Genomic DNA, 15,625 nt, shown 5'->3' on the forward strand with positions numbered 1-15,625 from the left:
GCATGAGCGACCGGCTGCGCCTTACCATCCTCGGCTGCGGCTCATCGCCCGGCACGCCGCGCATCACCGGCGACTGGGGCAATTGCGACCCGGCCAATCCAAAAAACCGGCGCATGCGCACTGCGGCACTGGTCGAGCGCATCGCGGCGAACGGCGCCAGGACCACGGTCGTCATCGACACCGGACCGGATTTCCGCGAGCAGATGCTCTTGGCATCGGTCAAACGCATCGACGCGGTCATCTACACGCACCCGCATGCCGACCACATCCATGGCATCGACGATCTGCGCGGCTTCGTGCTCGAACAGCGCCGCCTGATCGATGTCCACGCCGACCAGCCGACGATGCAGCGCCTGAGGCAGGCGTTCGGCTATTGCTTCGAAACGCCTCCGGGCAGTTCCTATCCGCCGATCTTGCGTGGCCACATCATCGACCACGCCAGGCCGGTGGTGATCGAAGGCGAGGGCGGTGCCCTCACCCTTGAGCCGCTGCCGCAGATCCATGGCGACATCATCTCGCTCGGCTTTCGCATCGGCGGGCTCGCTTATTGCCCTGATATCAGCGACTTTCCGGACGCCACGGCGGAAAAGCTGCGCAGCCTCGACACGCTGGTCGTCGACGCGCTGCAGTACAACCCGCATCCGAGCCATCTGTCGCTTGGCGAGGCGCTTGGCTGGATCGAGAAACTGGCGCCGAAGACCGCCGTGCTGATTCACATGCACGTGCCGCTCGACTACGCCACAGTCATGGCAGAGACGCCGGACAACGTCGTGCCGGCCTATGACGGCATGGCGATCGAAATCCCTTACGAATCAGCGTGATAGGAATGGCGCTTCATAAGGGCGTTCGGCCCTTGGGCCCAAATATCAGCAGCGTTCCTATCCGCTCATAGCCCGTGCGGGGATAAAGCAGCGCTCCTGTATGGGTCGCGGTCAGCACCGAGCACCGCGACCCTTGTGCCCGGTCGTCGTGCAGCATTTTCGACATCAGAGCCTGACCGAGGCCGCGACGCCGGTGCGAAGGCTCGACATACATGTCCGCGCACCACGTGGCATCCACGGCGTCCACGCTACGCACGCGACCAACGATAGCGTCGCCATCGACCGCCACATACTGGCGGAACGGCGCGCCGTCGCCGAGCAGATTGTCGGCGATCGGGCGCCGGCGCATGACCTTTCCCAACTGCGCCGCCCGTTCGGCTGTGCGCACGCGTTCGACCAAAGCAACCGCCGGCGGGCTTGGAATCAGGCGCAAGCGGTGGATGAAGAAGCCTTCCGTCCGAAGCAGCCGGTAGCCGAGAGCCTTGTATGCGGTTCGCGTCGGCCCATCCGGTTCGTCGTTCGCGATCACGACGGAAATGGCAAAGCCCGGCCGCGCGTGCTGCCGCACGATCGTATCGGCTTCCTGAGCGGCAACGTCATGGACGACCCATTCCTCGTTGCGGTAGTCGCGAGAATTCTTGCGCTCGGCATCGCGCATCAGCCACAATGGCCCGACGCGGCTGGCCTCATATGGAAAGGTGCGGCTCTTGCCGATGCTGTAGCCATGCACGAACACCTCGATTGCCGATTCAATCTCACGCTTTGCTGTCGTCATCCGGGCAGCGTAGCGTTGGCCATCTGCCCAAGGCAACACACATCGATCGTGCCAAGCCCATGAAAATCAGCAGAAATTCCCAGGCATCGGTCAAAGCACTAGTTCCATAATCTATCTTATGCGACCTTCTGATGTAGCTGCAGCTTCGTAGCGCGACAGCCGCGAAGCGTTGTCGCTCGGCCCTCGTGATTGCGAGCGCGCGGCTGCCTACGGCGCGCTCGCACCAAGAGCGTCGCCCCACTAATCCAGAACGACGATGGCTTCCACCTCGAACAGCATCGGGTCGATCGCAAGCTTGGGAACAGGAACCAGGGTCTGCGCCGGCAGCGCGTCGCCGAACATTTCCTTGACGTTTCTGGTTAGCGCCTCGAGCTTGGACATGTCGTGATCAACCACGAAGACCGTGAGCTTGGCGACCTGATTGGGTTTCGCGCCGATACCCTCGAGCGCGGCGCTCAGGTTCGCATAGGCCTGTTTCACCTGGACGGCGAAGTCGGGCGACAGGCCTCCCGTGGCGTCCTGGCCGCCCTGCCCGGAAATGTAGGCCACCCGGGCGCCTGGCGGCATGATCACCGCCGTGCTGTAGCCATTCGGCGATGGGTCGTAGAGGGTCTTCGGATTGACGATGGTCAGCTTGTTCTCAGTCGCCGTCGCTGCCGTGGGGATTGATATGTTCATGATGATTAGCCCTCCGATAAGCAGATGCTTGATTGCGCGTGACATGATTGTCCCTTGGCTCCGCGGGCTGCGAGCGACCCTCGCGACCGGCATGATTGCACTTTAGCCATATCAGCCATAGGGTGACTCATACGATGTACGAGTCATCGTATGGTACAACGTACTAGTCAAGTGGTCAGCATCGACATTCCTGACGGTGACTGCCAAAATCGAAGTTCGACGAGAGAGGAAAATGATGGCAGCCAAACGCAGCGGCGCCGGGAGCAAACGCGCAAGGGCGGCGCCCCAACCCGCGCAGGAGGTGCCTGGTGAACCGCCTCTCTCCCGGGACCGTATCGTAGCGACCGCGCTGGAACTTCTGGACGCCCAAGGGCTCGACGGATTGACGATGCGCCGGCTGGCCGATCGCCTCGGCTCGGGCGCGATGAGCCTGTATTGGCACGTTGACAACAAAGAGGAGGTCTTTGATCTGGCGCTCGACTCGGTGCTCGAATATCGCGGGCCGCCGCAAATGGTTGAGTCTCAGGACTGGCGCGCAGATGTCGTTCATATGCTCGAAGACTGGCGCGCCAGCATGCTGCGCCATCCCTGGTCGGCATCGCTGTTGCCGCGCCGAGCGTTTGGCCCGAACATCCTTGGTCGCCTGGAATTGCTGAGCAAGACCTTGTCGAGAGCCGGTGTAGCGGACGCAGATCTGAACGTCGCGATATGGTCGCTCTGGAACTATGTTATGGGCGCCACCATCACCCGGGGGAACTTCGACCTCTCGGACGACGACAGGGCCGCCGCGCAGCAGCGCCTTGCCAGCGAACGCTACCCGACGATCGAACGCTCCCGCCTGCTGTTGGATGACGATTGGGACGGCGCTTTCCGGAAAGGCCTCGACTTCCTCCTCGACGGCCTCGCTCCAGATAGGAACTTTGGTTGCAAGATCGGATAGGAAGAGGGATTCAGAGTTCTGTAGTGAACCATCATCGAGACCATCAAGAAATGACCGCCTCGCCTTCCTTTCTCGGCTTCCCCGATCGCCTTGCCGATGGTCGCATGCCCCGTGCGGTGATCTTTGGAGCCGGTCATGGCAGCACATATCCCGGCAAGGACAGCAGCGGTTATGCCTTGGCCGCCGACGCCATCCGCGCCGCGAGCCAGGACGATGCCGCACTCATCGAGCACTGGGATTTCGATCTCGGCGGCCCGCTGTTCGACGGCAAGCCGGTCTGCTGCATCGACGCGACATCGCGACCACCATGCATGACAATGCCGGCAACCGGGCCCGGATCGAGGCGAAGACGCGCGAGGTCCTGGCATTGCCGGCCGTGCCGATCCTGCTCGGCGGCGACGATTCCGTGGTCATCCCCTTCCTCGCCGGCTTTGCGGATCACGGGCCGGTCTGGATCCTTCAGATCGACGCCCATATCGACTGGCGCGACGAGGTGCATGACGAACGCTACGGCTATTCGAGCCCGATGCGGCGGGCGAGCGAGATGGCGCATGTGGTCGGCATGGTGCAGGTCGGCCTGCGTAGTGTCGGCAGCGCGCGCCTCGCCGAAATCGAAGCTTCGCGCCACTATGGTAGCCGCTTCGTGACCGCCCGCGCGGTTCACACAGAGGGCGTCGAAGCCGCGCTGCGGCATATTCCGGAAGGCGCGCGAGTCGTCGTCACCCTCGACTGCGACGGCCTCGATCCCGGCATCATGCCGGGCGTGGCGGCGCGCACGCCCGGCGGCCTCACCTATACGCAGGCGATCGACCTGATCGCCGGCCTCGGCAAGCGGGCCAGGATCGTGGGATTCGACCTTGTCGAGCTCTATCCTCCCGCCGACATTGACGGCCTGTCGGTCCTGACCGCCGCGCGGCTTCTCGTCAATGCGATCGGCACCATCGTCCGGCAGGTTTGAAACCGATTTCCACCGAGCATGACGGCCGCGACAGGATTTCGTCCGGCACATCACGCTAAATTGAAACGCCCCCTCCTCTGCAACTGCTGATTTGTAGGCAGTGCGGCTGAATCGCTACAGCTGTTTTGTCATTTCCCGTTATGCTTGCAGGCGTTGGGGGTTCATTGGGGATCGGGGCGGGAGAATTTCTGTGAAACGACTTCTTGCAATTGCCGCGCTGGCCGGGCTCAGCGCGACCGCTGCTGCATCGGCGGCGGATCTGACAGGTCCGGTTGCCGGTTCGGCTTATGACTGGAGCGGCTTTTACGCCGGCGCACATGTCGGCGTCGCCGTTGGCGATATCACGGCCACGGACGTGACACAGCCGAATGGCGGCTTCTTCACCGATCTGGTGCCCGCCGGAACCGAGGGTTTCCATTTCAGTGACACGAACATCGCGGGAGGCGTGCACGTGGGCGCGCAGTACCAATGGGATCAGTTCGTGTTCGGCGGCGAAGCGACGTGGACCGCCACGGGGATCAGGAAGACGATCGTCAGCCCCTACTTTCCCGACAGCGATACCGAGACCGGCAGGATCCAGCATTATGCGACGGTGGTCGGGAAGATCGGCTACGCTTTTGATCGCGTCATGATCTATGCCAAGGGCGGCTATGCCGGCGGCGAGGTCGGGTTCAAGGCCCGGGACAACGACGCCCTCGTCACATACGAGCAGAACGAGTGGCACAATGGCTATGCGCTGGGTCTCGGCGCCGACTATGCCCTCACCGACAGGCTGAGCCTTGGCGTCGACTACACGCATGTCGATCTCGGCTCCAAGACGAGCACAGGGCCTAACGTGTTCGACGATGGCTCGCTCGGAGCCAATCCGGAGACCTACAAGACCAAGGCCAGGGCCGACGTGGTGATGGCGCGGCTGAGCTACAAGTTTGGTGGCAGCGCACACAACTAATCGCGTGAACTGATTAAGGAGTTGCCCGGCCGCAGTGCCGGGCTCTTCTTGCCTGGTCGGAGAAAATTCCGCCAAGCAGCTCGACCGCATTAGCTGGAAAAAACGGCGGCAGAATCGACCTCGGGATCGCGTATTTCGGCGTTGATTGCGAACGCCGTCACTGGGCTATTTTGATCCGGTAGCCCAGCACGCGCCTGGCGCCCGGCTTGATGAGCATCACGCCCGGCTTGTCGCTGAACTCTCCGTCAAAATCAACAGGGCTGGCAATGCCATGCCAGGGCTCGACGCATAGGAACGGCGCGCCGCCGGGTTTGGACCAGATGCCCAGCTCCTGGAATCCTTGCCACGACATTTCGATCGCCGGGCCCTGGTCTGCGGCGTAGCGCACGCTGGTGCTGGCAGGCCGATCCAGGATGACGGCGTCGTCGTCGAACAGGCGTTCGGAGAGTGCCAGCGTCCTGCCTTCGATCGGCGTGGGCTGCGGCTTTGGCAGCAGCAGGCCATCCTTCAGGCGGCGGACCGGCGCGGGCTCGGCCTCGTTGAAGGTCAGCCGGTAGGCCTCCTTGGGCAATTCCGGCAGCAACGGCCAATTGAACGCCGGATGCGCCCCGATCGATGCCGGCAATGGTTCGTCGCCGGTGTTGGTGATTTCGAAAGTCACGCCGAGCTGCCGATGCCCGACGCTGTAGCCTATGACCAGGCGAAAGGCGAAGGGGTAGTGAGCCCGGGTCTCGGCATCGTCGGTCAGCATCAAGGTGCAGGAGCGATCCCCCTGCTCCGCCCAGCCAAAGCGCCTGTCGCGAGCAAAGCCGTGCTGCATCATCGGATAGCTGCGTCCTCGATGGCGCAGCTCATCGCCCTTCAGCCGGCCAACGATCGGGAACAGGACGGGTGAATGACGCCGCCAGGCAGGACCGGCCTGCCAAAGAAGCTCGGTTCCCTCGGCATCGCGCAAGGAGACGAGCTCGGCCCCCTGCCCGACTATGGTCGCCGAAATGCCGTCACCATGCAGCGTCAGGCTGTCTTGTTCCATATGTCCTCGCGGGGTGGCTATGTGGCCGGCAGGCTAGCAAAAGGCCGCGCGTGAACTCAAGAGCGACGGGACAAGCCGCATCTCACAGAGCCGCGATGAACGATCCGCGACACCCAACACCAGTCGCTATCCAAAATAAAACCGTGACCGGAAGTTTCCCTCCGGCCACGGGCAAGGTACGCAGCGTTGCCTGCTACGGTTCTATTCGCGCTCGCCGGTGAAGTTCAGCAACAGCTGGAAGATGTTGATGAAGTTCAGATAAAGCGAGAAAGCGCCGAACACGGCGAGCTTCTGCTGCGATTCCGCGTCGAAGTTCTCCGCATACTGTTCCTTGATCGTCTGCGTGTCCCAGGCGGTGAGGCCGATGAACACGGCGATGCCGATCACCGAAATGGCGAACTGCAGCGCCGTCGAGCCGAGGAAGATGTTCACCACGCTGGCGATCACCACGCCGATCAGGCCCATGATCAGGAAGGACGAGAACTGGGTCAGGTCGCGCTTGGTCGTGTAGCCGTAGAGGCTGGTGGCGCCGAACATGGTGGCGGCGATGAAGAAGGTGCGCGCGATGCTGGTCCCGGTGAAGACCAGGAACACGGAAGCCAGCGACAGGCCCATGACCGCGCAGAAGGCCCAGAACATGGCCTGGGCGCTGGCCGCCGACATCGTCTGCATCTTGAACGAGAACAGTAGCACGAAGGCGAGCGGCGCCAGCATCACCACCCATTTCAGCGGGGTGGAGAAGATCGGCACGTAGAGAGCGGGCGTCGAGGCCACAGCGAAGGCGATGAGGCCAGTGACGACCAGGCCAAGGCCCATATAGTTGTAGACGCGCAGCATATGCTGGCGCAGGCCCTCGTCGAACACGGCGCCGGCTCGGGCGCCGGCGCCTACGCGGTATCCAAGATCGGGGGTATTCATGCTGGTTCTCCTTGGCTGGATCGGATCAGTAAAGCGTCTTGGCGAGTGTCTCGGCGGCGCGGTCGAGGTCGCGGACATCGCTTCGCGCGACGATCGCGTAGGCGACATCGCCAATCTGGAAATAGGCGGACGAGATATCGCCCGAGGGTGCGACGGCAGGCCTGACCACGTCGAACGTTCCCGGCCTGATGGCAAACAGCGAGATAAGCCCAAGCTCCCCGGCTTCGACGATCATTTCGACGCTCGGGCCGAACTGTGACGGATAGACCTGTACGTCGCGGACCTTCCAGTCCTTCGGCAGCGACGGCATGACGATCGCCGTGGCGGCGCGGATCTCGTCGCTGTCGTAATTCGGCGCTTCGGTCTGGGACGACATGGTTTCGCGCATCAGCGTCGTCCGGTGCGCCCGGATCGCCTCCTCGAGATAGGCTGGCGGCTGGGTCGAGGCGACGACCTTGGTCACCGGCCCGAGCATGCCGTTCGCCAGCCAGCCCGCGGCGACGAAGACGGCGACCGCCGCCGCCCGCTGCAGCACGCCGAGCACACGGCCGCGGGCGAGTCCCCTCTCCAGCCGCCGGGCGGCATCGGCCGTTGCCGGCCGCGCCATGCCTTTTGAACCGGCAAGCGCCACCCGCAGTTCGTCGCGTGTCCTGAGGTCGGACATCACCCGCGCCGCCGTCTCCGGGCGGGCGGACAGAAACGCCTCGACTTCGATGCGGCGGGCAACGTCCAGCTGGTCGTCGACATAGGCGTCAAGGTCGGCGTCGGTCACGGGATCCAGCACTGCGGTCATGGCTCGCCTCTCACGATCCGGAGATGATTTTTGGCGCGCGCCGGCGCGTTGTCTTCCATTTCGCGCAGCGCCGCGCGTGCCCGGCCGATGCGTGACATCAGCGTTCCCAGCGGCACGCCGATGGCCTTGGCTGCCTGCTCGTAGGTAAGGCCCTCGATGGCGACGAGATGCAGCGCCGAGCGCTGCTCGTCCGGCAGCTCGAAAAAGGCTTCACGTATCTGCGCCAGGCGAACGGAATGCTCCTGGGGAGCCTGCGTGCTGCTGTCGGCAAGCTGCCCGGCCTGCTCGAGCCGCGCCGCTTCGGACCGGCGCGACCGCAGGCGGTCGATGAAGGCATTGTGGACGATCGACAGCAGCCAGGCGCGCAAATTGCCGCCGGCGCGGAAGGTGCCGCGCCGCTCATAGGCCCGCACCAACGCGTCATGCACCAGATCCTCGGCCTCAGTGCTGTCGCGCGTCAGCGATTGCGCGTAGCGGCGCAAGGAACCCAGCTGTCCTACGATATCGAAGCGCGGCATCGACCGTTTCATGCCCTGTTTACGGAGCACGGTAAGGTTTTAATCCCGCCTGTGTCGGATTTTTTGCTGCCGCTTCCCGGACAGGCCTACCGCTCAGGCTTCGGCCTCAAGGCCGCTCGCCGCGCCGCAGCCTGCCCTCGATCGCGGCGATGACCGGCAAGAGGTCGGCAACGCCATTGACGACATAGTGCGCGCCAGCGGCGCTGAGCCTGGCGATTGCCTCGACACGTTTTTTCCTGAACACGTCCGGCGCCAGCGCCTGCGTCTCCGCCAGCGTGTGGCCGAAGACGTTGCCGGTCACCGAAACGCCGACCGTCCAGGCACCGGCGTTGATCCCTTCGGCGATGCCGACTTCGGTGTCGTCGACCTTGACGCTCAGCCATGGCGGGTAGACGCCAAGCTCGGTTAGTGCCTTCCACAGCATGAACGGCGTCGGCCTGCCGTCCGGCGTGTCGCCGGTGCAGACCAGGCAATCGGGCGAGAACCCCTGCCCGGCCGCCACCGGCAGGATCTCGGCCATGATGTCGCTCGTATAGCCGGTGGTCGAGCCGATCTTGAGGCCGCGCGCCCGCAACGCCGCGACGACATCGGCAACACCCGGGATGACATCCGAAAACCGTGCCGCCACCGCCCGGTTCTTCGGAACGAACACGGCGTAGACGGCATCGATGTCGGCCTCCGTCGGCGCATGGCCGCGCTGTTTCGCCCAGGCCGCGGCGACCCTCGGCAGCGCCATCAGCGCCGCGATATGCGGGCGCTTGGCCATGCCCATCGGCCCGCGCGCTTCATCGACGCTGATCGCCACGCCGAACTCGGCAAAAGCCTCGACGAACACGCCCATCGGCGCCAGCGACCCGTGGTCAACGACGGTGCCGGCCCAGTCGAACACCACGGCGCGGAGCAAACCCTCAGTGGCCATCATGCGATCTTCCCATCATGCGATCTTCATTGTCTCTGCCGTGCTCGCGCCGAACAGCTCTTCGACCACCTCTTCGGCGATGGCAAAAGAGGTGCTGGCGCCGGTGCCGCTGGTGATCATCACCAGCCGCACATCCTCATGCGGCGCATCGGCGAACATGGTGCGGTCGGACGCCGACGCGTAGATGCCCGTCCAGCGCTCGAGCACGCGCGGAACCGGTCCACCGAACACGGCGCTGAACTCATCGAGGATGATCTCGTCGACCCGCTCCGAAGCGAACGGATCGGGTGTCGCCGCATAGTGATGGGAATCGCCGACCACCAGCGTGCCGTCGGCGCTCTGCACCACGATCAGATGCACGCCATTGTCGAGCGCATCGCGCTGCTCGGCTTCAAGCCGGCGCCGCAAGGCGACCGCCTCCGGCAATGCGGCATAGCCGGCATAGCGCGCAAGCCCGAGGTCGGACATCACCGATACCGGCAGCCTGAAGCCGGGATCGGCAAGCCGCATCATCTGCAGCTTGCAGCGCGTGACGGCATAGCGAGCGATGCGGTCGGGATAGAGCGTCGCCAGGTCGTGGCCCGGACAAACGATCACCTTGCCGGCATGGACCGTGCCACGGCTGGTTTCTATATCGGGCGGCTCGACCGATCGAACCGCCGTTTCACGGCGGAACTCGACGCCGTGCCGTTCGGCGAGAAAGGCCGCGAGAAGCGGGATCGCCTGGCGCGATTCGACACGCACCTCGTGCGGGCTCCACAGACCGCCGGCAAAGTCCTGTCCGGCTAGACCGGGATAGTCGCGGTTGAGCGCATTGGCTTCGAGCAGCTTGCACCCCTCGCCCATCTCTGTTTGCAGGAAGGACTCGACCACCGCTCGCGCTTCCGGACGGCGAGCAACGACGACGGCGCCGCGCTGGACGATGTCGATGCCGGCAGGCCCGGCCACCTCCAGCCAGATATCTCTAGACCGCATCGCCCGCCGCCAGACCTGGCCGCGCTCCTGCCCGCTGACGGTGATGAATCCGAAATTGCGCACCGAGGCGCCATTGGCCTGCGCATCACGGTCGATGACGACGACGGAAAGGCCACGGCGAACGACGGCGAGCGCATGCGCCAGACCGACAATACCGGCGCCGACAATGGCGAGATCGAATTTTTCTTGCCGGCTCATCATCGTCTCACGCCGTCATTCTCGCGCTTGTCCCGGAAATACCTATTCAAACTACGTCGATGTGACAGGAACGTGTAGGGCACGTTTCGCATCTTGGCGCCGAGGCTTTTCAGCCTGCCGCATAGGAAAGCGCTGGCGAAGCCCGGCCGATTTGCGTATCACTCCGCCGCCATTGGAGCCATGTCGATGTTCGAAACCCTGCAGCCCGCCCCTGCCGACAAGATCCTTGCCTTGATCGGCCTCTATCGCGCCGACCCGCGCCCCGACAAGGTCGACCTCGGCGTTGGTGTTTACAAGGACCGCGACGGCAAGACGCCGGTCATGCGCGCCGTGCGCGAGGCCGAAAAGCGGCTGCTCAACAGCCAGGACACCAAGACCTATCTCGGCCTTGCCGGCGACACCGGGTTCAACACGGCGATGGCCAGGCTGGCCTTTGGCGAGGCAGTCGACTTCTCGCGCATTCGCACCGCGCAGGCGCCCGGCGGATCAGGCGCGCTGCGGCTTGTGGCCGAACTTTTGAAGCGCACCCGCGCCGACGCCACCATCTGGCTGTCGGACCCGACTTGGCCGAACCATATGCCGGTGATGCGTGCCGCCGGCCTGCAGATCCGCGGATACCCCTATTTCGACGCCGCTTCGGGCGCGGTTCGCTTCGAGGACATGCTGGCGGCGCTGCGGACCGCCAAGAGCGGCGACGTGGTGCTGCTGCACGGCTGCTGCCACAATCCGACCGGTGCCAATCTGGATGCGGCACAATGGGCTGCCGTGACTGAGATCGTTGTCGAGCGCGATCTTTTGCCCTTTGTCGACATTGCCTATCAAGGCTTTGGCGATGGCCTCGAGGCCGACGCCGCCGGTCTGCGCCTGCTCGCCGCAAAAGTCCCTGAAATGGTTGTCGCCTCGAGCTGCTCGAAAAACTTTGCTGTCTACCGCGACCGCGTCGGCGCGGCGATGATCCTGGCCAAGGACGGCGCCCAGGCGGATGTGGCGATGAGCCAGATGCTGTCGGCGGCGCGCGCCATCTATTCGATGCCGCCGGACCATGGCGCCGCGGCGGTGCGGATGGTTCTGGAAGATGCGGCCCTTCGGGCCGACTGGGAAGCGGAGCTCGAGGAGATGCGCCTGCGCATGCTGAGGCTGCGCGTCGCGTTCGCCGAAGCGCTGCGCCGGCAGTCCAATTCCGACCGCTTCGATTTCGTCGCCAGCCATCGCGGCATGTTTTCCAGGCTTGGCCTGACCGAGGCGCAGGTCGAGCGCCTGCGCGGCGAGTATGGCATCTACATGGTCGGCGACAGCCGCATCAATGTCGCCGGCCTGCCGGAAGACGGCATGGACAAGCTCGCCAAGGCGATCGTCTCAGTGCTCGACTAAGCAATTCCGAGAAAAGTGTGAAGCGGTTTTCCCGGGAACGGCGCGTAGCGCTTTCCCTTGGAATTGCGTCAAAACAAGGAGATAGGGCGGTTCTGCGTTTCCGTGAACGATGAACCGATCTAGACCGCAGCCATGATTACGTGGGCCTGGATTTTGGCGGCAACCTCACCGCTGCCATGCCTGTCTGCAATCGCGGATGCGGCGTAGTCGGTTGCAGCGTCCAGTTTGCCGGCGTCCCTGGCCTCGATTTCGGTGCGAAGGACAGTTCCCTGGCAATAGGCAACGGCCGGCAGGCGCGGCGAGGATGCACGGCTTTGTTCGGCTCTCGTCTCGATCACCACGCGGGAGAACCCCGCGCCCTCCAGCTCGCTGCGGATCAGTGCCGTATCGTGGTAGCCATGCGGCGTGCGCGCCAGGAAGCGCGGCGGATCGTTCGGAAAAATCCTGGCGAGAGCATTCGTCACGTCATCCGCAAAGACATTCTCCTCGATGCGATCCCAGACGTTGAACAAGAAATGCCCTCCGGGTTTCAGGACTCGCCTGGCTTCGCGGTAGGCAGACGGGCGGTTGGGAAAGAACATCGCGCCGAACTGACAACAAACGAGATCGAAGGCCGCATCTTCAAACGGCAGCGTCAAAGCATCCGCCTGGCGCCATTCGATGCGACTGTCGGGAGCTTGTCGCGAGGCGGCGTAGTCGAGCATCGGCTGGTTGAGGTCGGTCACGACATAGCTGGCGTCGGGGGACAGTTTTGGCGCCAATGCGCGGGTGACAACCCCGGTGCCGGCGGCGATTTCCAGAACGGCGCCTGGCGACAAGGACGCTGCTCGTCGGGCAATATCCGCAGCGAACGGCTCGAAAATCAACGGCACCATATAGCGGTCGTAGTTCTCCGGAATCGAGCCGGCGAACACCTTGTCCGTTTCCAACATCGCTATCACCCGCCGTCCGTTTGATGGCTCGCGAGACCAGCATATATGATTGTGTGCGTCGGGTCGGTTTCGACCGGAAGGCGCCCAACAGCATATGCAGATATGTCGGCCATAGCCCCGCGAAAGCGGACGTAAGATAGCCTATTGAAATCCACCGCAACAGTCGTGGCGGGTTGACAATAGCGTGTTAGTGAGCGCGTCGCGGATCGGCTGCACCGCACCGGCACCTGTGGACAATGTCCACTCGCCGGCCGACGGCATTGGCCGGCCGGCCGCATGCACGATAGCATCCGGCCGATGAAACCCTCGCAAGACATTTCCCGGCTGATCGAGATCATGGCGGCGCTCAGGGCGCCGAAGACCGGCTGCCCATGGGATATCGAGCAGGATTTTTCGAGCATCGCGCCCTACACGATCGAGGAAGCCTACGAGGTGGCGGACGCCATTGCGCGCGGCGATCTCGATGACCTGCGCGATGAGCTCGGCGATCTCCTACTGCAAGTTGTCTACCATGCGCAAATGGCTGAGGAGGCTGGCGAATTCGCCTTCGGCGACGTCGTCCAGGCCATCACCACGAAGATGATCCGCCGCCATCCGCATGTCTTCGGCGACGAAGAAGCGCGCAGCGCCGGCATGGCCAAGGGCATGTGGGAGAAGATCAAGTCGCAGGAGAAAGCCGAGAAGCGAGCTGCCCGCATCGCCCGCGGCCATGATCCGGAAGACCACGGCAAGGGGTTTCTGGACAGCGTGCCGGTCGCCCTGCCCGGCTTGACGCGGGCCTTGAAGCTTCAGGAGAAGGCGGCCCGTGTCGGTTTCGACTGGAGCGAAGCAGCGCCCATCCTCGACAAGATCGAGGAGGAGATCGGAGAGCTGCGCGAGGCTCTCGCCAAGGGCGACGCAGCACCGATCAAGGACGAGTTCGGCGACATGCTGTTTGCCATCGTCAATCTCGGCCGCCACCTCAAGCTCGACGCCGAAGCAGCACTCAGCGGCACCAACGAGAAATTCCGCTCGCGCTTCCACTATGTCGAGCGGGCGCTGGAAGCCTCCGGCAACACCCTGGAAAAGGCGACGCTGGACGAGATGGAAGCGCTCTGGCAGCAGGCCAAAGGCGCGAAATAACCAGGGTTACGCGTTGTTTTTACGGTGCAATCGGCTCTCGATCTCTTGCCTAGCGCTGTGCGTGGCCTTGAGCGAGATGGTCGCGCTGCCATCCTCATTGTCGGTCCGCGAAACGACGTCGCCATTCCGGTAGAGCCAGTCGACGAGGCCGAACTGCGCCGGTTCGATCGTCACCGTCAGCGCCTCCAATTCGCCCGCCATCCTGGTCTCGATCAGCGCTTTGAGCGCATCGAGGCCCTCGCCGGTGACTGCGGAAATCGCAATCGGCGGCGCCTTCCTGCCGTCATTGCCATCGGCCAGCAGCCTGGCGCGGTTGCCTTCGTCGAGCAGGTCGATCTTGTTCCAAACTTCGATGACGCGCTTGGTATCGCCGGCATCGACGCCGAGATCGGCCAGGATGCGCTCGACATCCTCGGCCTGCGCGGCCGTGTCGGGGTCGGAGATATCGCGCAGATGGATGACCAGATCGGCCTCGACCACCTCTTCCAGCGTTGCCCGGAAGGCTGCGACCAGATGCGTCGGCAGGTCGGAGATGAAGCCCACCGTATCCGACAGGATGATCGGCGTGCCGTGCGGCAGGCGCACGCGGCGCAGCGTCGGATCGAGCGTGGCGAACAGCATGTCCTCGGCCAGCACCCCTGCCCCGGTCAGCTTGTTGAACAGCGTCGATTTGCCGGCATTGGTGTAGCCGACGATCGCTACCACCGGGAACGGCACCTTCTTGCGCTTGGCGCGGTGCAGGTCGCGGGTGCGGCGCACCGTTTCCAGTTCGTGCTTCAGCTTGATGATCTTGTCCTGCAGGATGCGCCGGTCGGATTCGATCTGCGTTTCGCCGGGACCGCCGAGGAAGCCGGCGCCACCGCGCTGGCGCTCGAGGTGGGTCCAGCTGCGCACCAGGCGGCCCTTTTGGTAGTTGAGATGGGCGAGTTCGACCTGCAGCGTGCCTTCCTTGGTCCGCGCGCGCTCGCCAAAGATCTCCAGGATCAACCCGGTGCGATCCAGCACCTTGGCGTTCAGTTCCTTTTCGAGATTGCGCTGCTGCACCGGCGTCAACGGGTGGTCGACGATGACCACTTCGGCGTGACCCTCTTTGACGATCTCGGCGAACTCCTCGACCTTGCCGCTGCCGAGCAAAGTCGCCGGGCGTGGATCGTTGACGGTGGCCACCGCCGTGTGGATCAGGTCGAGGTTGATGGCGCGGGCAAGCCCGACCGCTTCGTCGTGGCGAGCCTCGGCCGAGCGAGTCAAACGCGGACGGTTCGACTCATCGTCGCTGCGCTGATGGCGGGTAAGCACGGGCACGATGACGACAGCCCGGGTCGGGCCTTTGGCTTCCGTCCCCGGCTGATGTGCCAATTTTCCGCGGACGCTGCGGTCCGCGTCTTTCTCACGAGCCAATCAGGCGCCCTGGCTTTCCTCGCCATCGAACATCTGAACCGGCTGGCTCGGCATGATCGTGGAAATGGCGTGCTTGTAGACAAGCTGGGAATGGCCATCTCGACGTAGCAACACACAAAAATTGTCGAACGAAGTGACGACGCCGGTCAGCTTCACGCCGTTGATGAGGAAGATGGTGAGTGGATTTTTGCTCTTGCGAACTGAATTCAGGAACAGGTCCTGAAGGTTTTGCGATCGTTCCGCCATTGTTCTTGTCTTTCGCCGATCCCCTTCGGTTTGCAGCCAATGCGCCAAATTACCGGGCGCATGTCAAGCGCGCAAACACCC

General features: G+C 63.8%; 16 protein-coding genes and 1 pseudogene. 6 read left to right on the plus strand and 11 right to left on the minus strand.

Annotated features, from left to right (window positions below; translation table 11 throughout):
- Positions 1 to 2: 2 nt before the first annotated feature.
- Positions 3 to 821, plus strand: coding sequence for an MBL fold metallo-hydrolase (locus tag A6B35_RS19370; protein WP_006199812.1), 819 nt, complete (start codon positions 3 to 5; stop codon positions 819 to 821).
- Between the two features lie 13 nt (positions 822 to 834).
- Here A6B35_RS19370 and A6B35_RS19375 read toward each other — a convergent pair whose 3' ends face one another.
- Both A6B35_RS19375 and A6B35_RS19380 read right to left on the minus strand, forming a co-directional pair.
- Complete coding sequence (locus tag A6B35_RS19375) at positions 835 to 1,596, minus strand: GNAT family N-acetyltransferase (RefSeq protein WP_006199816.1); 762 nt, start codon at positions 1,594 to 1,596, stop codon at positions 835 to 837.
- 240 nt (positions 1,597 to 1,836) lie between these two features.
- Positions 1,837 to 2,319 (minus strand): RidA family protein, encoded by a 483-nt coding sequence (locus A6B35_RS19380; protein WP_006199817.1) that lies wholly within the window; start codon positions 2,317 to 2,319, stop codon positions 1,837 to 1,839.
- Between the two features lie 190 nt (positions 2,320 to 2,509).
- Here A6B35_RS19380 and A6B35_RS19385 point away from each other — a divergent pair, with 190 nt between their 5' ends.
- The 3 genes and pseudogenes from A6B35_RS19385 to A6B35_RS19395 all read left to right on the plus strand — a co-directional run bounded on the left by A6B35_RS19385 (position 2,510) and on the right by A6B35_RS19395 (position 5,121).
- On the plus strand, positions 2,510 to 3,214 hold the full coding sequence (locus A6B35_RS19385; RefSeq protein ID WP_040581885.1) for a TetR/AcrR family transcriptional regulator: 705 nt from the start codon (positions 2,510 to 2,512) through the stop codon (positions 3,212 to 3,214).
- Positions 3,215 to 3,264: 50 nt separating this feature from the next.
- Positions 3,265 to 4,172, plus strand: a pseudogene (locus A6B35_RS19390) (agmatinase).
- A 190-nt stretch (positions 4,173 to 4,362) separates the two neighbouring features.
- Positions 4,363 to 5,121, plus strand: coding sequence for an outer membrane protein (locus A6B35_RS19395; protein ID WP_006199820.1), 759 nt, complete (start codon positions 4,363 to 4,365; stop codon positions 5,119 to 5,121).
- A gap of 157 nt (positions 5,122 to 5,278) precedes the next feature.
- Here A6B35_RS19395 and A6B35_RS19400 read toward each other — a convergent pair whose 3' ends face one another.
- The 6 genes from A6B35_RS19400 to A6B35_RS19425 all read right to left on the minus strand — a co-directional run bounded on the left by A6B35_RS19400 (position 5,279) and on the right by A6B35_RS19425 (position 10,478).
- Complete coding sequence (locus A6B35_RS19400) at positions 5,279 to 6,154, minus strand: aldose 1-epimerase family protein (protein ID WP_006199821.1); 876 nt, start codon at positions 6,152 to 6,154, stop codon at positions 5,279 to 5,281.
- Positions 6,155 to 6,355: 201 nt separating this feature from the next.
- Entirely contained in the window at positions 6,356 to 7,072 is a 717-nt protein-coding gene (locus A6B35_RS19405; protein WP_006199822.1) for a Bax inhibitor-1/YccA family protein, read from the minus strand.
- Positions 7,073 to 7,097: 25 nt separating this feature from the next.
- The gene (locus tag A6B35_RS19410) at positions 7,098 to 7,865 is read right to left on the minus strand and encodes an anti-sigma factor family protein (RefSeq protein ID WP_006199823.1); all 768 of its coding nucleotides are present in this window, start codon (positions 7,863 to 7,865) and stop codon (positions 7,098 to 7,100) included.
- Positions 7,862 to 8,395, minus strand: coding sequence for a sigma-70 family RNA polymerase sigma factor (locus A6B35_RS19415; protein WP_065518236.1), 534 nt, complete (start codon positions 8,393 to 8,395; stop codon positions 7,862 to 7,864). The genes A6B35_RS19410 and A6B35_RS19415 overlap by 4 nt, the downstream gene beginning before the upstream one ends.
- 94 nt (positions 8,396 to 8,489) lie before the next feature.
- Positions 8,490 to 9,305, minus strand: a complete 816-nt coding sequence (phnX, locus tag A6B35_RS19420; RefSeq protein ID WP_040582753.1) for a phosphonoacetaldehyde hydrolase — start codon at positions 9,303 to 9,305, stop codon at positions 8,490 to 8,492.
- A gap of 12 nt (positions 9,306 to 9,317) precedes the next feature.
- Complete coding sequence (locus tag A6B35_RS19425; RefSeq protein ID WP_081482134.1) at positions 9,318 to 10,478, minus strand: TIGR03364 family FAD-dependent oxidoreductase; 1,161 nt, start codon at positions 10,476 to 10,478, stop codon at positions 9,318 to 9,320.
- A 183-nt stretch (positions 10,479 to 10,661) separates the two neighbouring features.
- On the opposite strand from A6B35_RS19425, the gene A6B35_RS19430 reads away from it, so the two are divergent.
- Entirely contained in the window at positions 10,662 to 11,846 is a 1,185-nt protein-coding gene (locus A6B35_RS19430) for an amino acid aminotransferase (protein WP_006202168.1), read from the plus strand.
- 119 nt (positions 11,847 to 11,965) lie between these two features.
- On the opposite strand, the gene A6B35_RS19435 is transcribed toward A6B35_RS19430, so the two are convergent.
- On the minus strand, positions 11,966 to 12,778 hold the full coding sequence (locus tag A6B35_RS19435) for a class I SAM-dependent methyltransferase (RefSeq protein WP_006202169.1): 813 nt from the start codon (positions 12,776 to 12,778) through the stop codon (positions 11,966 to 11,968).
- A gap of 297 nt (positions 12,779 to 13,075) precedes the next feature.
- Here A6B35_RS19435 and mazG point away from each other — a divergent pair, with 297 nt between their 5' ends.
- Positions 13,076 to 13,900: a nucleoside triphosphate pyrophosphohydrolase gene (mazG, locus tag A6B35_RS19440; protein ID WP_040582758.1), complete on the plus strand. Its 825-nt coding sequence runs from the start codon at positions 13,076 to 13,078 to the stop codon at positions 13,898 to 13,900.
- 6 nt (positions 13,901 to 13,906) lie between these two features.
- Here the strand turns inward: mazG and hflX are convergent, their stop codons facing one another.
- Positions 13,907 to 15,298 (minus strand): GTPase HflX, encoded by a 1,392-nt coding sequence (hflX, locus tag A6B35_RS19445; RefSeq protein ID WP_006202171.1) that lies wholly within the window; start codon positions 15,296 to 15,298, stop codon positions 13,907 to 13,909.
- Positions 15,299 to 15,544 (minus strand): RNA chaperone Hfq, encoded by a 246-nt coding sequence (gene hfq / locus A6B35_RS19450; protein ID WP_006202172.1) that lies wholly within the window; start codon positions 15,542 to 15,544, stop codon positions 15,299 to 15,301. It abuts the gene before it with no gap.
- Positions 15,545 to 15,625: the final 81 nt, after the last annotated feature.

The sequence above is a fragment of the Mesorhizobium amorphae CCNWGS0123 genome, assembly GCF_001686985.1.
In the GTDB taxonomy this organism is placed as follows: domain Bacteria; phylum Pseudomonadota; class Alphaproteobacteria; order Rhizobiales; family Rhizobiaceae; genus Mesorhizobium; species Mesorhizobium amorphae.